The sequence below is a fragment of the Chryseobacterium sp. IT-36CA2 genome, assembly GCF_949767875.1.
Classification (GTDB): Bacteria; Bacteroidota; Bacteroidia; order Flavobacteriales; family Weeksellaceae; genus Chryseobacterium.
Map to the genome: position 1 here is coordinate 819,648 of NZ_CATKPG010000011.1, position 19,457 is coordinate 839,104.

The 19,457-nt window shown below is 32.6% G+C and carries 15 protein-coding genes; all 15 read left to right on the forward strand.

What is annotated here, in order from left to right:
• Positions 1–182 precede the first annotated feature (182 nt).
• The 15 genes from ACM6F9_RS04550 to ACM6F9_RS04620 all read left to right on the forward strand — a co-directional run bounded on the left by ACM6F9_RS04550 (position 183) and on the right by ACM6F9_RS04620 (position 19,454).
• A complete protein-coding gene (locus ACM6F9_RS04550; RefSeq protein WP_414844599.1) occupies positions 183–1,358 on the forward strand; it encodes a hypothetical protein in 1,176 nt (391 codons plus the stop codon).
• Positions 1,336–2,175 carry a GLPGLI family protein gene (locus ACM6F9_RS04555; protein WP_414844600.1) on the forward strand — a complete coding sequence of 280 codons (840 nt, stop codon included), beginning with the start codon at positions 1,336–1,338 and terminating at the stop codon, positions 2,173–2,175. Before ACM6F9_RS04550 ends, ACM6F9_RS04555 begins: the two co-directional genes overlap by 23 nt.
• 71 nt (positions 2,176–2,246) lie before the next feature.
• Entirely contained in the window at positions 2,247–2,441 is a 195-nt protein-coding gene (locus ACM6F9_RS04560; RefSeq protein ID WP_232720950.1) for a class I lanthipeptide, read from the forward strand.
• A gap of 39 nt (positions 2,442–2,480) precedes the next feature.
• The gene (locus ACM6F9_RS04565; protein WP_255816415.1) at positions 2,481–2,666 is read left to right on the forward strand and encodes a class I lanthipeptide; all 186 of its coding nucleotides are present in this window, start codon (positions 2,481–2,483) and stop codon (positions 2,664–2,666) included.
• A gap of 66 nt (positions 2,667–2,732) precedes the next feature.
• Positions 2,733–3,977: a lanthionine synthetase LanC family protein gene (locus ACM6F9_RS04570; RefSeq protein WP_414844601.1), complete on the forward strand. Its 1,245-nt coding sequence runs from the start codon at positions 2,733–2,735 to the stop codon at positions 3,975–3,977.
• Between the two features lie 15 nt (positions 3,978–3,992).
• The gene (locus ACM6F9_RS04575) at positions 3,993–6,221 is read left to right on the forward strand and encodes a lantibiotic dehydratase family protein (protein WP_414844602.1); all 2,229 of its coding nucleotides are present in this window, start codon (positions 3,993–3,995) and stop codon (positions 6,219–6,221) included.
• Positions 6,222–6,225: 4 nt separating this feature from the next.
• Positions 6,226–7,104: a thiopeptide-type bacteriocin biosynthesis protein gene (locus ACM6F9_RS04580; protein ID WP_414844603.1), complete on the forward strand. Its 879-nt coding sequence runs from the start codon at positions 6,226–6,228 to the stop codon at positions 7,102–7,104.
• Positions 7,105–7,113: 9 nt separating this feature from the next.
• Positions 7,114–9,300 carry a peptidase domain-containing ABC transporter gene (locus tag ACM6F9_RS04585; protein ID WP_414844604.1) on the forward strand — a complete coding sequence of 729 codons (2,187 nt, stop codon included), beginning with the start codon at positions 7,114–7,116 and terminating at the stop codon, positions 9,298–9,300.
• Complete coding sequence (locus ACM6F9_RS04590; RefSeq protein WP_414844605.1) at positions 9,290–10,594, forward strand: HlyD family secretion protein; 1,305 nt, start codon at positions 9,290–9,292, stop codon at positions 10,592–10,594. Before ACM6F9_RS04585 ends, ACM6F9_RS04590 begins: the two co-directional genes overlap by 11 nt.
• Before the next feature lie 114 nt (positions 10,595–10,708).
• Positions 10,709–11,944 carry an erythromycin esterase family protein gene (locus tag ACM6F9_RS04595; RefSeq protein WP_414844606.1) on the forward strand — a complete coding sequence of 412 codons (1,236 nt, stop codon included), beginning with the start codon at positions 10,709–10,711 and terminating at the stop codon, positions 11,942–11,944.
• Between the two features lie 349 nt (positions 11,945–12,293).
• The gene (locus tag ACM6F9_RS04600; RefSeq protein WP_414844607.1) at positions 12,294–12,626 is read left to right on the forward strand and encodes a hypothetical protein; all 333 of its coding nucleotides are present in this window, start codon (positions 12,294–12,296) and stop codon (positions 12,624–12,626) included.
• 349 nt (positions 12,627–12,975) lie between these two features.
• Positions 12,976–13,563, forward strand: a complete 588-nt coding sequence (locus ACM6F9_RS04605; RefSeq protein ID WP_414844608.1) for a hypothetical protein — start codon at positions 12,976–12,978, stop codon at positions 13,561–13,563.
• Between the two features lie 209 nt (positions 13,564–13,772).
• On the forward strand, positions 13,773–16,496 hold the full coding sequence (locus tag ACM6F9_RS04610; protein WP_414844609.1) for a TonB-dependent receptor plug domain-containing protein: 2,724 nt from the start codon (positions 13,773–13,775) through the stop codon (positions 16,494–16,496).
• A gap of 26 nt (positions 16,497–16,522) precedes the next feature.
• Entirely contained in the window at positions 16,523–17,872 is a 1,350-nt protein-coding gene (locus ACM6F9_RS04615) for a DUF4876 domain-containing protein (protein WP_414844610.1), read from the forward strand.
• Entirely contained in the window at positions 17,862–19,454 is a 1,593-nt protein-coding gene (locus ACM6F9_RS04620; protein WP_414844611.1) for a DUF6850 family outer membrane beta-barrel protein, read from the forward strand. The genes ACM6F9_RS04615 and ACM6F9_RS04620 overlap by 11 nt, the downstream gene beginning before the upstream one ends.
• The last annotated feature ends 3 nt before the right edge of the window (positions 19,455–19,457 follow it).

Genomic DNA, 19,457 nt, shown 5'->3' on the forward strand with positions numbered 1-19,457 from the left:
GTTTTTTTATTTTATCTAATTGGAAATCAATATGATGATTAAATTTTGTTAGCTGTTTTTAATGGATTATAGCCATTATAAGGTATAAATTTATATATCAAATCTATAAATTTATAAATCTATATTTAAGTTTTTTTGTTCCTGATTATAACGGTGTATGTTTGCAATCGAAACGAGTAAACATGACACAAGCAAAATTCTACACTATTCTTCTTCTCTTTTTAATTTTAGGATTTTTTCATGCACAATCTTTGAGGTTAAAAATTGTAGATTCAGAAAGCGGAAATCCAGTTCCACACGCAAGAATTATTTTATCAAACACGGTGTTATATAGCAATGATGATGGTTTCATTTTGTTGCCTGAAAATTCAAACCATTTGGAAGTTTCAGCCTCAGGTTATCAAACGGAAAAATTGGCCAATTATAATTCAACGATAAAATTAAAACCATTATATAAAGATATTGAAGAGGTTAAAATAATAAATATTGATATCAAGAAGATCTTTTCAGATGTTTTAAAAAATTATGAGAAACGATATTATGATCACCGGTCTCTATATGATGTGCTTTACAGACAAAAAAATAGCGATGATGATAATTTAAGCTTTCTTCTGATAACCAATGGTAAACTTTGGATGGAGTCCAATACTTACAATTATAAGGAGGCTTTCAATAAAAGGTTTGATAATTTCATCCAAATGGAAATAGATTCTGTAAAATATTTCAAATCCACTATTTCCGAAAATGATTTTTGCAAAGGACAATCTTTGAATCAGTCCAAAGATTTTGTTGGGAACATTTTTTTCAACTACGAACTAGCTCGGGTTAATTATTATTTCAAGACAAAAGATGCCAAGTTTTCAGGCAGAATTGTTGATGATTCTAACGATGAACAGACTATTGTTTATAAAATCAGTAATCCGGAAATAGAGGTTACAGGAACCATTGTGTATCAAAAAATGGATAAAACCATTATTCATTATGAGCTGCAGTATGATCAAAGCAAGTATCCGTCTTATAAAGTAAAAACTAAAAATGGATTAGAGTACGAATTCAAAGTCGGAAACGGTGTTACTTATTATGATTTTTACAAAATAAATGGCAAGTATGTTCCTTCTATTTCGGGAACCAAAGGTTTCAGTTATTGTACATATGACGGAAAGAAGCAAAAAAACAGCTTTAGCAGAGAAATAATCTTTCAAAAATTTACTGAGACAGAAACAACCGGTCTTCAGAAAAAGATTGACTTAACTAAAAGAATATGGGAGAACATTCCTAAGCTGGAAAAGCAAAACAACAGCATTTTATTATCAGAAGAAGAACAAAAATTTATAGATGAAAAATTATATCAAGAGTAGCTTTTTATTAATGTTATTATCATTTTTTTTCGCCAATTCTCAAACACACAGATTTGTATATGATGTTGAGTACAAAAAGGATTCAACTTCAAATCTTACCACAAAGGAGAATTATCTTTTAGACATTAATAAAAATGAGGTGCTGTATTATACAAGAGATTTTTTTATTGCAGACTCTTTAATCAACAATAATATCCCTTTTCCAAAAAATATGAAGTTAAATACTTCAACCATTATCACCCATAAAATTGGTGACAATAATTATGATGAATATGACTTATTGGAAAATACGATTCTAAAATTACAAACGAAAGATTCCCAAAACTGGAAATTGACAGGTGAAAAAAAGAAAATAAAAGAACTGATTTTGCAAAAAGCCATAACCAATTGGGGAGAACGAACCTGGACAGCTTGGTTTACAACAGAAATCCCTTTTCAGGAAGGTCCATATAAATTTCATGGATTACCTGGTTTAATTGTAGAACTCTATGATGATAAGAGTAATTATAGATTTGAACTGGTAAAGTCTGAAAAATACAATGGAAAAAAAGAAAATCAATTTATAGAAATATCCAAACAACAGGCCGTTGCTGTTGAATGGGAGAAATATAAAAGTACTAAGGTGAAATTTTATGAATCGCCGGTGAATTTTATTCAGAATAGTGTTGGTGATTCTAAAAATGAAGAATTCTTTTTGAATGATGGTACAAAAGTAAGCGCTCTTAATATGAGGGAAATCAATGAATCTTTACGAAGAAATATAAAGAAATACAATAACCCTGTTGAGCTCAATAGAGCGATTGTATATCCTAATTAAATTTTATCCGGATCAAATAACTATATAAAGTCGACTTTAATTATTAAAATCAACAATTAAATTTTCACACTATGAAACAAAAATTAAAATTAAACAAAGAGAAAGTTAGCAAATTGACAGATCTTCAATCTTCCAGCATAAAAGGTGGAAAGGAACTAGCAGTAAGTACAAGACATAATTTTACTTGTGGACTTTGTACTGGTGGTGATGGTACAATCGATTCTTGGAATACTTGTGCTAAATCTGTATGCTTTGCTTGTAGCTAATTATAGAATTTAAAAACTAGAACTATTAAATTTTTTATCATGAAACAAAAAAAATTATCATTAAACAAAGAGAGAGTTGTAAAATTAACAAAAGAACAGTCTGCTTCTATTAACGGAGGTAAAGCTTCGGCAAGCAGTTCTTGGAATGATTTTACTTGTTGTTGGTGTACTAACGGAGGTGATGGACCTTCAAAAACTAACAACTGTATAGAGCCTGCAAACTAAACACGGGATAAAAACTATTAACCAACAAGCTCTATAATTTTATAGAGCTTGTATTATAAAAGCGTAATGAGTATAGAGAATAAATTATTAGAGATAGAAAGTGTAATAGACCAAAGCTGGCATAAAGAACCTTATATTTCAGATCTTTCTTTACTTACAGGAATTAGTGGTATTCCTATCTTCTATTATATGTTATATAAACATACTAACGAGCAAAAATATTTGACTAAAATAGAAGAGGTACTTAATGTAATTTTTGAAAAACTAAATGAAGGTGAAGAGACCATTCCTAAAACTTATTGCCTGGGACTTGCAGGAATAGCTTATATGCTGAATTTTTTAGAAAAGTCGGGAGACATCAATATTGATTTTTCCGAAGCTCTTGAAACATTCGATGAAATATTATTAGATACTGTTGACCATTTTCTCTCCTACATAGATAATATCGAAAGTGACTACATCATGGAACAGGTAGATTTTCTTCATGGAGTTTCCGGCCTTGCCCATTATTTTCTTTCCAGAGATAAGAAAGAAATCTATTCAGAAAAAATCACAATCTTATTTGAAAAACTATCAGAAGTAGTAGAACGGGATTATAAAAAGGCATTAGAAGTTAAAGATATTGAGCAAGCTTCAACAGATTTGCACAAAACCAATCTTGGCCTGGCACACGGACATATTTCATTTATTTTATTATTTTCAAAGTTTTTAGAAATTTACCCTCATAATAATAAAGTGAAGGATGCTTTAGAAAGCAGCGTAAAAACAGTTTTACTGTTTCAAAATGAACAGGAAGACGGATTTTGCTTATTTCCGAGCATAGCAGTGAACAAAAAAACTGCCCTTTACAATATCCATCTGGGTTGGTGCTATGGGGATCAATCAGTCTCTTATGGACTTTATAAAGCCGGGAAGACATTAAATAATGAAAGTTTAATTCATATTTCTAAGGAAATAGCTTTATCCACATTGAAGAGAGATTCGCTTGGAACAGCATTATTACATGAAGAAAGTTGTGATCCGGGATTTTGTCACGGAACCATTTCTGTCGCTTATTATCATAAAAAATGGTACTTAATAACTGAAGATCCTAGATTTTTGGAATTATATAAAAAATTTACTCAACTCACTTTATCTCTTTCTACTGAAGAGAAAGGGTTGGCTGGTTACCTAAAGAATACAGGTACAGGTGATAAACAAGCTGCTTTAGGACTTTTAGACGGAATAGCAGGAATAGGCGTTTTTTTTGCCGATAGCTTATTAAACAACAGTTCTTCAATACAATGGGATTCTATTTTCCTTTTAGAATAAAAGTTAACATTGATTATGAAAAGATCACAATATCTTCCTTTTGAAAAGTTCGTATTAAGAACACCTCTTTTATCATTAGATTTTTTTAAAGATCTAACATCTGCAGAAATTATATCTGATCAGCAATTGATTGATACTTGCCAAAATGAAACTATTCGTGAGGCCATATTTTTAGCATCTCCTTCTCTGTCTTCTCAAATTGATAGATGGATGAATGGTGAAATTACTGATGCTGAGAAAAAAATGAAATTAAAGCACAGCGTTTTAAAATATCTTTCAAGAATGTCCTCCAGATGTACTCCATATGGATTATTTGCAGGTTGTTCTGTTGGAAGTTTTTCTGACCAAACCCAAATCATACTGGATAGCCCAACAAACCATCAACGCCATACCAGGCTGGACATGAATTATGCAGTTGCTCTATCTGATAAGTTGTTAGAGATCAAACAAATAAGAGACTGTTTGAAATTCTATCCTAATTCCAGTATTTACAGAATTGGAGACAAGTTAAGATATATAGAATACTTTTATAAAGACAATATCAGACATTATGACATTGTGGCTGTTGACTTTTCAGAATATCTAGAGGAAATCATAACTGTTTCTAAAAAGGGATTATATATTAGTGAGATTATTGACAATCTGGTTGGGGAAGATATCGAGTATGAAGAAGCAAGGGATTTTGTAGAAGAATTAATTGAAAACCAAATTCTTGTAAGTGAAATTGAACCATCCGTATCCGGGCTTGAATATATAAATCAGCTCACCAATGTATTAAAAGAAAAATTTGAATCTCAGAATGAATATCTCACATTTATAGATTCAATTGAGAAAGAATTGGAGAGTATAGACCAGATAATTGGAAACTCATTAGAAAAATACATTGATATAAGTAATAAGATTGGGAAAAAAGAAATTCCTTTTGATCTTAAATACCTTTTTCAATGTGATTTAGTGATATCAACTCAATATAATTCTATCGATAAAAAAATTATAAAAGATATTGAACAGGCTATCAGATTTGTTAATCGATTAAGAAAAAATAAGGCTAAAAATTATTTGGATCAATTTAAGGAAGCCTTTTATGAAAGATATGAAGACCATGAAATGCCTGTATCCAAAGTTTTAGATCCGGAAATAGGTATTGGATATGGTTTTAATACACAATCCAATGATGATAATCCTTTAATTGATGATTTGTTAATCCTGCAGCCGGACAAGGATATAAAGGAGCCAAAAGAAGTAAAATGGACAGTAATTGATGATGTCATTCAGAAAAAGATAATAAACGCTATTCAACAAAATCATGTAATAATAACATTAGAAGACAAGGATTTTGCCTTTCTGCCAGAAGTTACGTATGATGATTTACCTGAAACAATATCTTTAATGATTGAAATGATTGAAGAAAACAATATTTCCAAGATAAAATTCTCAGGAGGTGGAGGTGGAAGCGGAGCCAATTTATTAGCAAGATTTTGCCACAGTGATGAAAATATAAATAAATTGGTTAACGAGATAATCCATTTTGAAACAGAGTATAATTCGGAAAAAATTCTTGCAGAAATAGTTCATCTTCCGGAAGCGAGAGTAGGGAACATCTTATCCAGACCAGATTTCAGAAATTTTGAAATTCCATATTTGGCTCGTTCTAACAAAGCTTTAGACAATCAAATAAGTTTAGACGATATCATGATATCTGTGAGAAATAATAAAATTGTTTTGCGATCCAAAGCTCATAATAAAGAGATATTGCCGAGATTAACAAATGCTCATAATTATTCCAACAGTAATACTCTTCCAATCTATCATTTTTTAAGTGATATGCAATTGAATAATTATTCTGCATTATATATCGATGTAAGCAATTTTGATCACCTATATAAATTTATTCCCAGAATAGAATATAAAAATATCATTCTTTCCTATGCTTCCTGGCATTTCAGTATTGATGATATAAAATCTTTAATTGAAGGAAAAAAACAAAATGATCTGCAAAAAAAAGTGGAAAATTTCAAGCAGCAATTTTCTCTTCCTGATTTAATCCTTTTAAGTGAAGGGGATAATGAACTGCTGATCAATTTAAAAAACCTGACCTCTGTGGAGATGTTTGTTGAAACCGTCAAAACCAGACCCAATTTTAAGTTGACTGAATTTATCTTTAATCAAGGCAAACAAGTCGTTAAAGATTCTTCCGGACATAACTTTTCCAATGAAATTATAATGTCATTTTACAAAAATTAATAGAATGCACAACAATATGAGAGCATATAACATACCTGGAGGCAATTGGATTTATTATAAGCTGTATATGGGGACAAAATCTGCAGATGAAATACTTGTAGATAAGATCAAACCTCTTGCAGATCAGCTGATTGAAGAAAATGTTATAGATCAATGGTTTTTTATTCGGTATAACGATCCAAAATATCACTTACGCATAAGATTCAAATGTACGGATCCCACTCTTTTACATGAAATTACTTCAAGAATGCACGATATTTTACTGCCTTTAATTGAAGAATTTATTATTTGGAAAGTTCAGCTGGATACTTATAATAAGGAAACAGAAAGATATGGTCTTAAAACAATGGAGGTTTCAGAGCAGTTATTTTTTTTGGATAGTGTGATGACGGTAAATTATTTGGAAAACTTTAAGGACGAAAATCTAAGATGGCTATTCGGTTTAAAGTCAATTGATGATTTTTTGAATCTATTCCAGTATCAATTGTCTGATAAAAAGAATTTTATGGAGCAGTTAAGTATTGCTTTTAAAACAGAATTTGGGAAAACAAAAATTTTGAATTCTAATCTGAGCGATAAGTTCAGAGCCTACAGGCAGGATATTACAAATGCAATTGAAGGTAAAAACACAAATAATATTTATGAAATAATTAATGAGAGAAATGAGAGAATTATAAATTTAAAAGATGAAATTTTAGCATTGCATCATTCAAAATCCTTAGATGTTAATATCAATAGCCTTATGGCAAGCCACATTCATATGATGATGAATCGTTTGTTCAAATCTAAAAATAGAGCACACGAGATGGTTTGTTATGATTTTCTATTTAGATATTACAAATCAAAGCATGCTATAGAAAATAGTATGAAAACTCTTCCATAAATAACCCAGATGTTTCCTTCATATAAACAACCAGACTTCAAAGACTGTGGTCCCACCTGTTTGCGGATTATCAGCAAATATTATGGTAAGGCCATTCAACTCCAGCAAATAAGAAATTTATCAGAAACAACAAGAGAAGGCAGTAGTTTACTAGGCCTAAGCAATGCTGCAGAAAATTTAGGATTTAAAAGTCTTGGGATAAAAACTGATTTCCAGACATTTGTGGAAGAAATTCCTCTGCCATGCATTGTCCACTGGAATAAAGTTCATTTTGTAGTTGTGTACAAAATTGACAAATTAGGAAAGGTATATGTTTCTGACCCAAGCTATGGATTAATAACCTATGAAAAAGAAGAGTTCATTAAATTCTGGATAGGTGAAAATGCCAATGAAACCACAGAAGAGGGGGTTGCATTACTATTGGAAACGACCCCCGCTTTTTATCAGAATGAATTTGATGAAGCCAATAGCAAAACCAGTTTTAGCTTTTTATCCAGATATTTATTGAAATATAAATCGCTGGTATTTCAGCTGTCTGTTGGTTTGTTGGCAGGTAGTTTATTATCATTAATTCTGCCATTTCTTACCCAAAGCATTGTAGATGTAGGGATTCAGAATCAGGATCTTAATTTCATTTATTTGGTTCTGCTGGCTCAGATTATGGTATTTTTGGGGAGAACAGGTATCGAGGTTATCCGAAGCTGGATTTTACTTCATCTTTCTACAAGAATCAATATTTCCATCATTTCTGATTTTTTTATCAAGCTGATGAAACTTCCTATCAGTTTTTTTGATACAAGAATGACAGGAGATATTATGCAGAGAATCAACGACCATCACAGAATTGAGCAATTATTGACCAATTCTTCGCTCAATACATTGTTTTCGTTGGTTAATCTGATTATTTACAGTATCGTTTTACTGTTTTATGATTATAAATTGTTCTTGGTTTATTTGGCTGGTGCTGTTTTATATATTGGCTGGATTACTTTTTTTCTAAAAAAGAGAAAAGAGTTGGATTACAAAAGATTTTCTCAGGTTTCGCAGGAACAAAGCAAAGTGATCGAACTCATTAATGGGATGCAGGAAATAAAAATGCATAATGCTGAAAAGCAAAAACGCTGGGACTGGGAGTTTCTGCAGATCAAATTATTTAAAATCCAGATCAAATCACTATCCTTAGAGCAATGGCAATCAGTTGGCGGGAACTTCATTAATCAGATGAAAGATATTTTAGTAAGCTTTCTTTCAGCCAAGTTAGTGTTGAGTGGAAATCTGACCCTTGGAATGATGCTCTCAGTTCAATATATTATCGGACAGCTGAACAGTCCGTTATTTCAATTAGTAGAATTCATCCGTCAGACTCAAGATGCTAAAATTTCGCTTGAAAGATTAGGTGAAATCCACGATAAAGAGGATGAAGAAAGCGCCGATGAACAATACACTACAGAAATTCCTCAAAAAGATCTGGAAATTCAGGATGTCTCTTTCCGGTATATTGGTTCTAATTCTTTTGTTTTCGAGAATTTGGATGTAACAATTCCTTATCAGAAAACCACGGCCATTGTTGGAGCCAGTGGAAGTGGGAAAACGACTTTACTAAAGTTATTAATGAAATTTTATGAACCCAATTCAGGAGAGATCAAAATTGGAAATACTGATTTACAAAAAATATCGCCAAGATTTTGGAGAGACCATTGTGGAGTTGTCATGCAGGAAGGTTATGTTTTCAATGATACGATTGCTAATAATATCGCCATTGGTGAAGATTATATTGACAAATCAAAATTAAGAAAAGCCGTTGAGATTGCCAATATCAAAGATTTTGTGGAAGGCCTCCCACTAAGCTATAATACCAAAATCGGCAACGAAGGTGTCGGGGTTTCAGGCGGACAAAAGCAAAGACTTTTCATAGCAAGAGCGGTTTATAAATCTCCGGAATATATCTTTTTTGATGAAGCAACTTCCGCTTTGGATGCCAATAATGAAAAAGTCATTATGGAAAACCTGGAACAATTCTTCAAAGGAAAAACAGCAGTTGTTATCGCGCACCGTTTATCAACTGTAAAACACGCTGATAAAATTATTGTTTTAGACAAAGGGAAAGTAGTGGAAGAAGGCAATCATACAGAATTAGTTGCTCTAAAAGGTGAATATTACAGGCTCGTTAAAAATCAACTGGAACTTGGAAACTAAAAAAGACATATTAGATAGTATTGAACTGCGCTCAGAGAGCGTTCAGGATGTTCTGACACAACCGCCGCACTGGATGATCCGTTGGGGAAACTCTGTTATTTTCATTATTCTTATAATGGTTTTGATCATGAGTTGGTTTATCAAATATCCGGAATTCGTTCCGGCCCCCATTATTGTGACCTCACAAGAACCGCCAGAAAAGCTTCAGGCAAGAGTTAATTCTAAGATCGAAAAAATTTTAATTAAAGACCATCAGGAAGTCAGGAAAAATGATGTTTTAATGGTTTTGCAATCTACGGCCAATTATCAGGATGTTTTGAAACTTAGAAAATTGATGGATTCCATTGCTACGGATCAGATGTTTTCCTTTCCGATAGGTGAAACATCTGGTTTTAGATTAGGTGAGCTCCAGGGTGATTATAACCAGTTTTCAAAAGCTTTTCAGGATGAAAAACTGTTTACAAGACTACAGCCTTATGCTCCGGAAAACCTCGCAGCCAACCAGAGTTTATCTGAATACAAAAGCAGAATTGCCACTTTAGAGCAACAGAGAAGTCTTGAAAAGGTAAAATATGAACTGACCAAGAAAAACTATCAGCGCTCCCAAAACTTATATGATCAGGGCGTGATTGCCGCAATGGAACTGGAAAATGAAAAAATCAAATTTTTACAGGAAGAACAGAATTTAAAAAATATCACTATTTCTTTATCACAATTACAGGAAGGTATTTCTAATCTTAACAAAACCAAAAGCGCTGCAAATATCAGTTCTGAAAAAGATAAGAGCAATTATTCTTCCCAGATGCTACAGCTTTTTGAGCAGCTTAGAAAATCCCTGAGACAATGGGAACAAAACTATCTCATTATTTCTTCAACAAATGGGATGGTAAGTTTTCAGCAGTTCTTTGGTGAAAATCAGTTTGTGAAATCAGGAGAGGTCATTGTGACCGTTTTACCTAAGAATAAAGAAGCACTGGTCGGAAGAATGCAGATTCCTACTGTCAATTCAGGCAAAGTGGCCCCAGGCGAAAAAGTGCTGATAAAACTGGATAACTACCGGTTTCAGGAATATGGTATTATAGAGGGAAAAGTGCAGAATATTTCTATTTCTCCTGACGAAAGCGGTAATTATTATGTTGATATTATCCTTCCAAAAGGGTTGAAAACATCTTACAACAAAAAACTTCCTTTTAACAAAGAACTCAGAGGTAATGCAGAAATCGTCACAGAAGATCTTAGATTGATTGAACGCTTTTTTTACCAGATTAGAAAATTGTTAGGATATCAGTTATAGCAAATGATTTATGACTTAAAAAATAGACGCTGATATCGAACATTATTTAAACTTATACTGGATTTTTTAAGTAATATTTTTTTTGTAAAATTGTAATCTAATTATAAGTAGTAAATGAATTTGAAATTATCCTTTATTTTGGTTCTGTTTTTTGTAACCATCAGTGCACAATCAAAAAATGATTTAAATTCTGAAGAGAAAGAATATATTTCAAAGTTTATATATCCAATAAAAACTTTTAATCCTGACGAAAAAGATAATAGTGATTTGCTCATCTTAAATAAGCTCATTGGAAATTCTAAAATAGTTGGATTAGGAGAATCTACTCATGGTTCGAGTGAAATATATCAAATGAAATATAGAATGAGTGAATTTTTGATCACTCAGAAAAATTTCAATGTCTTTTCGCTCGAAGCCAATATGCCTGAAAGCTTTTTAATGAATCAATATATTCAGGAAGAAAAAGGAAATCCAAAAGATATTTTAAAAGGAATGTATTTTTGGCTGTGGCAAACCGAAGAAACTTTAAATTTTGTTGAGTGGTTAAAAAAATACAATGAAAATCATGATTCAAAAGTTTTTTTTGATGGTTTTGATATGCAGTATGCTACAGGAGCGATAGATCAAATAAGAAAAACATATCAGGAAAATCAGTTGCCTGAGCAAGAGATAAATGATCTGGAAACAGCTTTAAAAGAAAATAACAGAGGCTTCAGAACGTATTCTAAAAAAAGTCAGAAAATTTTATCGGAGTATCTTGTTTTAATAAAAGAAAAAAGTACATCAATAAAAGGTCCAGATGAAAAATTGCGCTTCCTGCAAAATGTAGATATTATTAGACAATATATCCAACAAAGTTTTACCAGGAGAGACAAATTCATGGCGGAGAATGTTAAATGGCTAAAGGAAAACCATTTGAATTCTAAAGTAATGGTCTCTGCTCATAATTATCACATCGCAAAATTAAATTCAGACAGAATGGGGTATTGGATCAATGAAATGTATGGTCAGGATTTTGTGAATTTTGGATTTGCCTTTTATGAAGGTACTTATTCTGCAAGTATTGATGGGAAGCTTGGTACCTATAATTCAGAAAAAGCCGGTCCAAAAACATTAGAATATAAGCTCAACTCACTCAACATTCCAATTTTTATTCTGGATCTGAAAGCCATCAGAAAAGATGGCAACAAACTTGGCCATTGGATATTGGATGATATTCTATTTCGCAAAACAGGGTCTGGTACAGATAAAAGTGAATTCACAAAAACCAATGTTGCTAACTCTTTTGATTATTTGATATTTATAAATAAGTCAACAAATTCAAAGCTTTTAATTGGTAAATCAAAATAAAGACATGACAGTAAACAGGAGATCGGCGTAAGCTTAGGATTTACAGTTAATATTAATTTATAAAACGATTGCTGAAGGCATTTTCCAAGAAAAAATTAATAAAGAAAATCTTGCCTGTTTGTTGCGGGAGATTGTCATCAGAATCTTTAATGGATAATCTTTTTTTTATTTTTAATCCTTTTACAATTACCAAATTCAATATTTGAGTTGTATTTATGTTGATGATTTTAATCGAAGTCTTTTTCAAGCTGAAAATTTTATATGGTACAGTAAGGGCACGAATAAGCGGGATAAATATTTGGCTTGTTTTGTGCTATATTCACCAAGTTAATTAAAAAAAAATGACAATATGAAAAAGAAATTATTCACCTTATTAGCTTTTGGATTATTTGCAATAGCTATTAATGCTCAGGAAACTGTAAAACAGGAAGCAAAAAATGTAGGTAATGCCATTCAAAGAGGAGCAAAAGCAACAGGAAAAGGAGTGAAAGATGGTGCAGAATGGGTTGGAGATAAAACTCGAAAAGGGGCAAGTGCTACAAAAACAGGTGTTAAAAACAGCACAAAATGGGTTGGAAAAACGGCTACAAAAGGTGCGAAAAGTGTGAAGAATGTTGCTGTAAAGGGCGCAGATGCAGTTTCAGATGGTTATAAAGATGTAAAAGCAGATTTAAAAAAATAATTTTTCTGAAGAATAAAAAAGAAACGACTCCAGTAATAGGAGTCGTTTTTTTATTAATATTCTTTATTCAAATTAAATAAAAACCACTTTCAAACCAGAGAAAGTGGTTTTTATTTGCTGTTTTTTGATAACATATTTTAAGGTGAAAAGATAGAGCTTAATGTTTATAAATGTATCCTGAAAGTCATTATTTGTGGTAATTCACATTGTTATTTTATTCTTTATGTGGGAAATTGTATGTGGATGTTCTTTAATTTTAAGTTACAATAATTTTGAAATTTATTTTTAGTTAGAATAAATAAATCTATAGTTTTTTTCCTATATTTGTGACTTAATGTAAAATAATACCATGAAAAAGATTACACTATTATTAAGCCTTTTGTTAATTTCTTCATTGATCATTTATGGATGTAGTTCGGAAATAGATTCTGTAGATAGAAAAGAAAGTAACACCCCAATTATCTCTGCAATAAATATTAATAAAAAATTTATGGTGCAAGTTAAAAAAGGCACTGAAATAAAAATTTACGACACACTTAAAGTGGGAGATATTTATACATATAATGATAAAGGGATACTATTTATAGGAAATAAAATTTCAATTAAAAATCCAAAATCAAAACTTTCACCTGGTGGATGGTATATTGATTGTGAACGATATATTGGGAGCTATCTTGAAATATGGTCTTGTGATAGAAGTGATCTTTCAATATATGATCCAAGATTTGTTGGGAGTGATTTTATAGAAGAGAATATACTCAATGATGACTTATATTTTTGGATACCTGCAGATCCACAAGCAGGTCTTTATAAAGGTCCTATGGTTTATCATACAAATTCGGTAGCATCGCAAGAATATTTAAAATGTTGGTCTGAGAATAGTCCAACCAGTGTTGTTGAACCATACACGGGGCAAAATGTTAATAAAAAAAAATAAAGCCTTTTTTAAATAAAAAAGCATAGATACTCCAATAAAAAAAGCATTAAAATCTAGTATTAGTTTTTAATGCTTTTTTTGTTTTCATTCTTTATGTAGTGAATTATATATATAATATTATTTTAAGCTAAAATAACTTAAATAATTCCAGAAACTTACTTTTTATTTAGAATAATTATAATTAATTTTGTGATCTAAATATTTTAAGGGTGAAATTATCGTTATTAGCAGGTGCTGTTTTTCTGACAGCAGGCGGATTCTTGTCTGCACAAAAAGTAGAATTTTATCATAATGGAGAAGTTAAGAAAGGAGCTATTATCAACAATGATGCAACTGGAAAGTGTACACGGATATTTCCCGAAAACTTTAAAATGTCTTTTACAGGAAAATGTGAGCTGACTTTTCTTAATGATAAGAATAAAGAAGAAACAATCATCTTAAAAGAAGGTGAAGTCTTGAATTTAAAAATCCTTCCAGATAAAGTAAAAGAGGTCACAAAATCAGAAATCAGAATCGAAGGAGTACAGCTTACCGCAAGAAAAAAACAGTTTTCTGAAATTGCTATTCAACAGGAAGCTCTTCAGAATCTTCAGTCTTTCTCTCTAGGAGATGTGTTGCAGCAATTACCGGGTCAATACGTACAGCAGTTTGACAATACCCAGTTTAAAAATATTGTGTTCAGAACGGCTAGTGGTCCTTCAGTAACCAGTTCTGGTAATATTCCGGGAGGAGATGACTTTGGAAACAGAGCATTCGGAGTACAGTTGATGGTTAATGATATTGCCCTGTCCAATAACGAAAATATGCAAAGCTATGATTCTGCAAACAGCAGTCCTTTTGCAATTGATTTTACGTTTTCAGGTCGTGGTGGAAATCTAACACCAGGTCAGCCTAATTATGGAGTTGATTTAAGAGAAATCCCAACAGAGAATATCGAAAGTATTGAAGTAATACAGGGAGTTCCGGATGCTAAATACGGAGATTTAACGTCTGGGCTAATTAAAGTAACCACCATTGCCAAAGCATCACCTCTTCGTTTGGATGCCTCTCTCAGAGAAGGAACTTATCAGGTAGGTCTTAACAAAGGTTTTAAGCTTAAAAACAATAACGCACTTAATGTTTCCATAGACTACATGAATTCTCTTTCGGACCCAAGAACCAGCCTGGTGGGATATGATAGAACAAATGTTAATTTCCTATGGTCATCAAAAAGTAAAAACGGATTCAGCAATAAACTTTCAGCAGGGTTTTCTACCAATACCAGTAAAGGAAAAAGAGATCCGGATGATCTTGACGGAGTCATTGTGAATGTGAATAATAAGAGTTTTTCATTAGGAAATAATATCAGTTATAATTTTAATCAAAACGGAAGTAAACCATTTTTCAGAACGATAAGTGTAGATTTAGGGATCAGCTATTCAACACAGCTTACAGAGAGAAGATTCTGGCTAAACCAGGGTGCGCGTCCTTATGGAAACTCAAGCTCAGATGGGGTTTACTATGCTCCTTATACACCGCCAAGTTATGAAAATCAAGCCTTTTCTGATGGTAAGCCTCTTAATATTTTCACTGACTTAAGTGTGAATGGTAGTAAAATAACAGCATCCAAATGGGTACACATGTACAGTGTAGGAGTCAATTTCAGATATGGAAACAACTTTGGAAAAGGACGTTATGGAACAGCAGGACAGCTCACAACGATTAATGCCTCAGGGCAGGGCTCCAATGGAATGAGGGATTTTAATTACCGCGATAATGTGTTTGCCAACAAGCAGTATGCATTTTATATTCAGGATAATATTACAAAATCTTTTGCTAATAAACATATCTTAAGAACCAACCTGGGACTTCGTTATGATTTGCAGAATTCATACTCTACCTATTCACCGAGGGTGAATACTTCCTATCAGATGGGGAGATTTTCTGTAAGAGGTGGTTTGGGACTTACTTCCAAAGCTCCTTCACTGAATCAGATTTATACCGCACCAAGGTATTTTGACTTCCTTTTAGGAGATTATCGTTTACCAGGATATTATTCAGCAGCTATCATGCAGACAGTAGTGACTCCCGGTGATAATGCTAATCTGAAACCTTCACGAAGCTGGAAAACGGAAATAGGAGTGGATTACAGATTTCCTTTTGCAACCGTTAACCTTACTGCTTATTACAACAGATTATTTGATGGCTTTACCACAGAAAGTGTTCATAAAATTATGGACAAAGCCAAAGTGAATGTCAATATTGTAGGAACAGAAGTGCCTACTTTCGAAATCGTAGGAACGGAAAAGTTCAATTATCTCCAAAATAGAATTGTCAACGGATATTCATCAGTAGATAAAGGATTGGAACTAATGGCAAGTTTCAAAAAAATAGAAGCCTTAAATCTAGTTATTGGTTTCAATGCCAGTTATGTAGAAACTTCCGGGGAGAAAGACGAAGGTCTTTACAAAATCAGTGCTCCTGTCATAAAGGACAAAGACTACGAATATGGGATTTATAACGACTCTAAGAATAAGAGATCTATGGCCAGAGCAAGTTTCAGTTTTGACTATCACTTAGCTTCATCCGGATTAATCATTGGTCTTAGAACAGATCATTTCCTTTCTGACAGAACATTGAATGGTGCTAATGATATTTATCCGATTGGATTTATAAAGCATGACGGAGAATCACAGATGATTCCTGAAAATGACCGTACAAATCCTAAATACCAGGGACTTTTCCTAAAGCCTTCAGATGAAAAGCTTTCAGGATTATATAATAAAACCTTGCACAATGTTCATTTAAGGGTTACAAAAGATTTCTTAAGTGGTTTCAGACTATCAATCTATGTAAGTAATGTTTTCAATTTAAAAGCATATGATGAAAGAGGGGCTGTATACGGAAACTTTACATCTACTTCGTTTGGAGGGAATATTTCATACAGATTTTAATAATACTAAAAATAAACATGAACATAATGAAACGATTAATACTATTACTTATAATTCCCACTCTTGCACTAATAGGGTGCAACAGAGATGATGATTTTGGATCAAATAATGAGATTAAACCTGTTCCGTTTACCATCAATATTAAATATGATGCTTCAAAGTATCCTTCCGTTGCAGATAAAGGAGTTGCGAACGTAACTGTTATTCTTAAAAATGGAATAACAAATGATCAGATTATTGGAAAAACAGATGCTAATGGTGATCTGAAATTAAATGCGGTTCTACCAGGAAACTATAGTGTTCAGGCTGAATTACAATTGAAACAAAGTGAATATGAGCAACAGATTGGAGAAGAAACCAGCTATGAAATTGTACACTTTGGAGGTTTTGATGAAAAGGTAACCATTAATACCAATACTTCTTCAAAATTGATTAGAATTACCAGTGGAAATATTGGAGATCTTGTTATCAAACAATATTATTATGCAGGTTCTGATACAAAATTAGGAGCCAATTTGAGAGACCAGTTTATTGAAGTTCACAATAACTCTGACCAGACAATTTATGCTGATGGGTTATATCTGGCATTTATGGAAGGGAATACGAATAATAATGTGACCAGCTTTACCTTATCAAACGGACAGTATGACTGGAGCAAAACAGCTGGTGGCGGAGCTGCAGCCAATACAGACTATGTGTATTCCAATATATTCATTAAGATACCAGGAAACGGCAGCCAATATCCTATTTTACCAGGGAAAAGTATTGTTATTGCTCAAACTGCTATTAACCATAAAATGCCTTTTAATGATATAAACGGTGTAGGTGTAGCAATACAGGAACCGGATAAAACGGTAGATCTGAGTCATGCAGATTTTGAAACTTATATGGGAGATTATAATACCAGTATTGGCAAGAAACCTTTTGCGTGGGATATCCAAAATATTATGGTGCCGGATATGTTAATCAATTTTTGGAGTATTGCCTCTAATGACTTAATTCTGAATGTAAATTCAATGCTGGGACTGGGAATTCTAAGAGCAACAGATGCTGAGATCGCAAGCTGGCAAAAAGTAGCAGCTCCTAAAGCTCCTACCGGAACTCTGTTTTTACAAATTCCTAAGAAATTTATCATAGACGGAATAGATATTACAGACAAAGAACAAAAAGCTCCAAAAGATTTTCCGGCAGATATAGATGCTTCAAGAACTTTCATTGTCAACTCATTAGGACAGGCAGAAGGAACTTTTACCGGATTTTCTGTAATCCGTAAAACAAAGGAAATTATCAATGGACGTGTGGTATTGCAGGATACGAATAATTCTGCCAATGATTTTGTAACGATTAAAGCAAACCCTCGAGGATATGCACAATAATAAAAATAAGACGATTAAAATTTTTCAATACAGTATGTTGGGCTTGACAGCATTAGGCAGTCAGCTCTTCCATGCTCAGGCTACTCAATTAGATAGCATTAACATCAGTTCTGTAGAAAAGAATATCAGGATAAATGATCCTTATATTGCATTTTTTCAACCTTTGGATTTTTCACGGACAACTTTTCAGTATTCTTCCACAAAACAAAATTTTAAAAGAGTACAGACTGCGGGAGAAACAGGAAGCTTTAGTTTCCTGTCTGAAGGTGTTTATAAACTCAATGATAAAATTGTATTATCAGGAAGACTTAAAGCAGATAAAACAACTGAAGAAGATGTTCCTTATATTCTGAGTGATGAAAGAACTGCCAATTCTTCTTTTATCTACAATCCTTCTTATTATTGGGTTCCCCGTACAGCAAGATGGCAGAAACAAAGCTATTTTATCAATGGGCAGTTTGCCTATAATCCTGTAAAGCCAGTGATTCTTCAATTGGGAGGAGAAGGTATGTATGCCAAATCCTACCGTCAAAATGCAGATCCAAGACCCAAAGTAGATGATTATAAATACAAAGCGTTTGCAAAATTAGGATTGAAATGGAAGCAGCATGCTATTTTCGGGAAATTGAGCTATGTACATCATTACAAGGCTAACAATATCATGTTTGTGAATATCAAAGGAAATGTTCCTGCAAATGACAGCATTTATATCCGTTATAATGAAGGTTATGGTAATCAGTATATCGGAAATACAGATTATAAAACTTCCGAATATAAAATGGGAGGTTATATCTGGGGAGGAGAATATGCTTTCAACAGTGCTGATACCCATTTTTCGGCAGGATATGATTATAAAAACCTGATTGAACGCTTCTACAGAGTTTTTGAATATCAGGATGCCGGAAATAACTGGCAGAAAGACTATACAAAATATTCCGGACTGAAAACTGATCTTCACAGTTTCTACCTTAATTTTTTAGGAAATTATAACGGAAAAAAATGGGCTTCTATGATGACTTATCAGGATCAGCTGGATACGAATTATAACTATCCTTTGGAGTACAGAACATACCGCCTGGAACAGAAAAATCTTTTCTGGCAGAATAGTGTAGTTTGGTTTAATCATAAAAATGAAGCTTTTAAAATTCTTTTCGATGCAGCTTATGGAAAAAATCGTGTAAGAGATTTATCTGTGGTAATGGATAGGAAACTGGCTTTCTTCAATTATCGTCTAGGAGCAGAAAAAGAGTTTGCTTTACAGCCCTCTCATAAACTGGCAATCGGTCTTTCGCAGAATCTTTACGTACCTTTGCAAAAAGAATTTAATTATCAACCTTATCAGAGTACAAAAGAGAATATCTTTGCAACTAAAATAGCTCAGCCGGACTTTGCATACGATGCAACACCTAAAATTGGCCTTAATTTTAACGCAAGTTATATTTTTGATCAAAGCAAAATAAGATATGAGCTGTTTGGAAGTTTTTCTCAGACCTGGCTGATGAACAGTACTTATAAAAATCAGGTTGACTACAATGGCAGAGCTAATCATGTTGCCTTGGTAGGATTGAATGTGTATTATTAAAAA

What these genes read in the sequence shown, in the direction of transcription:
- ACM6F9_RS04550 (WP_414844599.1), top strand. Translation starts at nt 183, where the DNA reads ATGACACAAGCAAAATTCTACACTATTCTTCTTCTCTTTTTAATTTTA.
- ACM6F9_RS04555 (WP_414844600.1), top strand. Translation starts at nt 1,336, where the DNA reads ATGAAAAATTATATCAAGAGTAGCTTTTTATTAATGTTATTATCATTT.
- ACM6F9_RS04560 (WP_232720950.1), top strand. Translation starts at nt 2,247, where the DNA reads ATGAAACAAAAATTAAAATTAAACAAAGAGAAAGTTAGCAAATTGACA.
- ACM6F9_RS04565 (WP_255816415.1), top strand. Translation starts at nt 2,481, where the DNA reads ATGAAACAAAAAAAATTATCATTAAACAAAGAGAGAGTTGTAAAATTA.
- ACM6F9_RS04570 (WP_414844601.1), top strand. Translation starts at nt 2,733, where the DNA reads ATGAGTATAGAGAATAAATTATTAGAGATAGAAAGTGTAATAGACCAA.
- ACM6F9_RS04575 (WP_414844602.1), top strand. Translation starts at nt 3,993, where the DNA reads ATGAAAAGATCACAATATCTTCCTTTTGAAAAGTTCGTATTAAGAACA.
- ACM6F9_RS04580 (WP_414844603.1), top strand. Translation starts at nt 6,226, where the DNA reads ATGCACAACAATATGAGAGCATATAACATACCTGGAGGCAATTGGATT.
- ACM6F9_RS04585 (WP_414844604.1), top strand. Translation starts at nt 7,114, where the DNA reads ATGTTTCCTTCATATAAACAACCAGACTTCAAAGACTGTGGTCCCACC.
- ACM6F9_RS04595 (WP_414844606.1), top strand. Translation starts at nt 10,709, where the DNA reads ATGAATTTGAAATTATCCTTTATTTTGGTTCTGTTTTTTGTAACCATC.
- ACM6F9_RS04600 (WP_414844607.1), top strand. Translation starts at nt 12,294, where the DNA reads ATGAAAAAGAAATTATTCACCTTATTAGCTTTTGGATTATTTGCAATA.
- ACM6F9_RS04605 (WP_414844608.1), top strand. Translation starts at nt 12,976, where the DNA reads ATGAAAAAGATTACACTATTATTAAGCCTTTTGTTAATTTCTTCATTG.
- ACM6F9_RS04615 (WP_414844610.1), top strand. Translation starts at nt 16,523, where the DNA reads ATGAAACGATTAATACTATTACTTATAATTCCCACTCTTGCACTAATA.
- ACM6F9_RS04620 (WP_414844611.1), top strand. Translation starts at nt 17,862, where the DNA reads ATGCACAATAATAAAAATAAGACGATTAAAATTTTTCAATACAGTATG.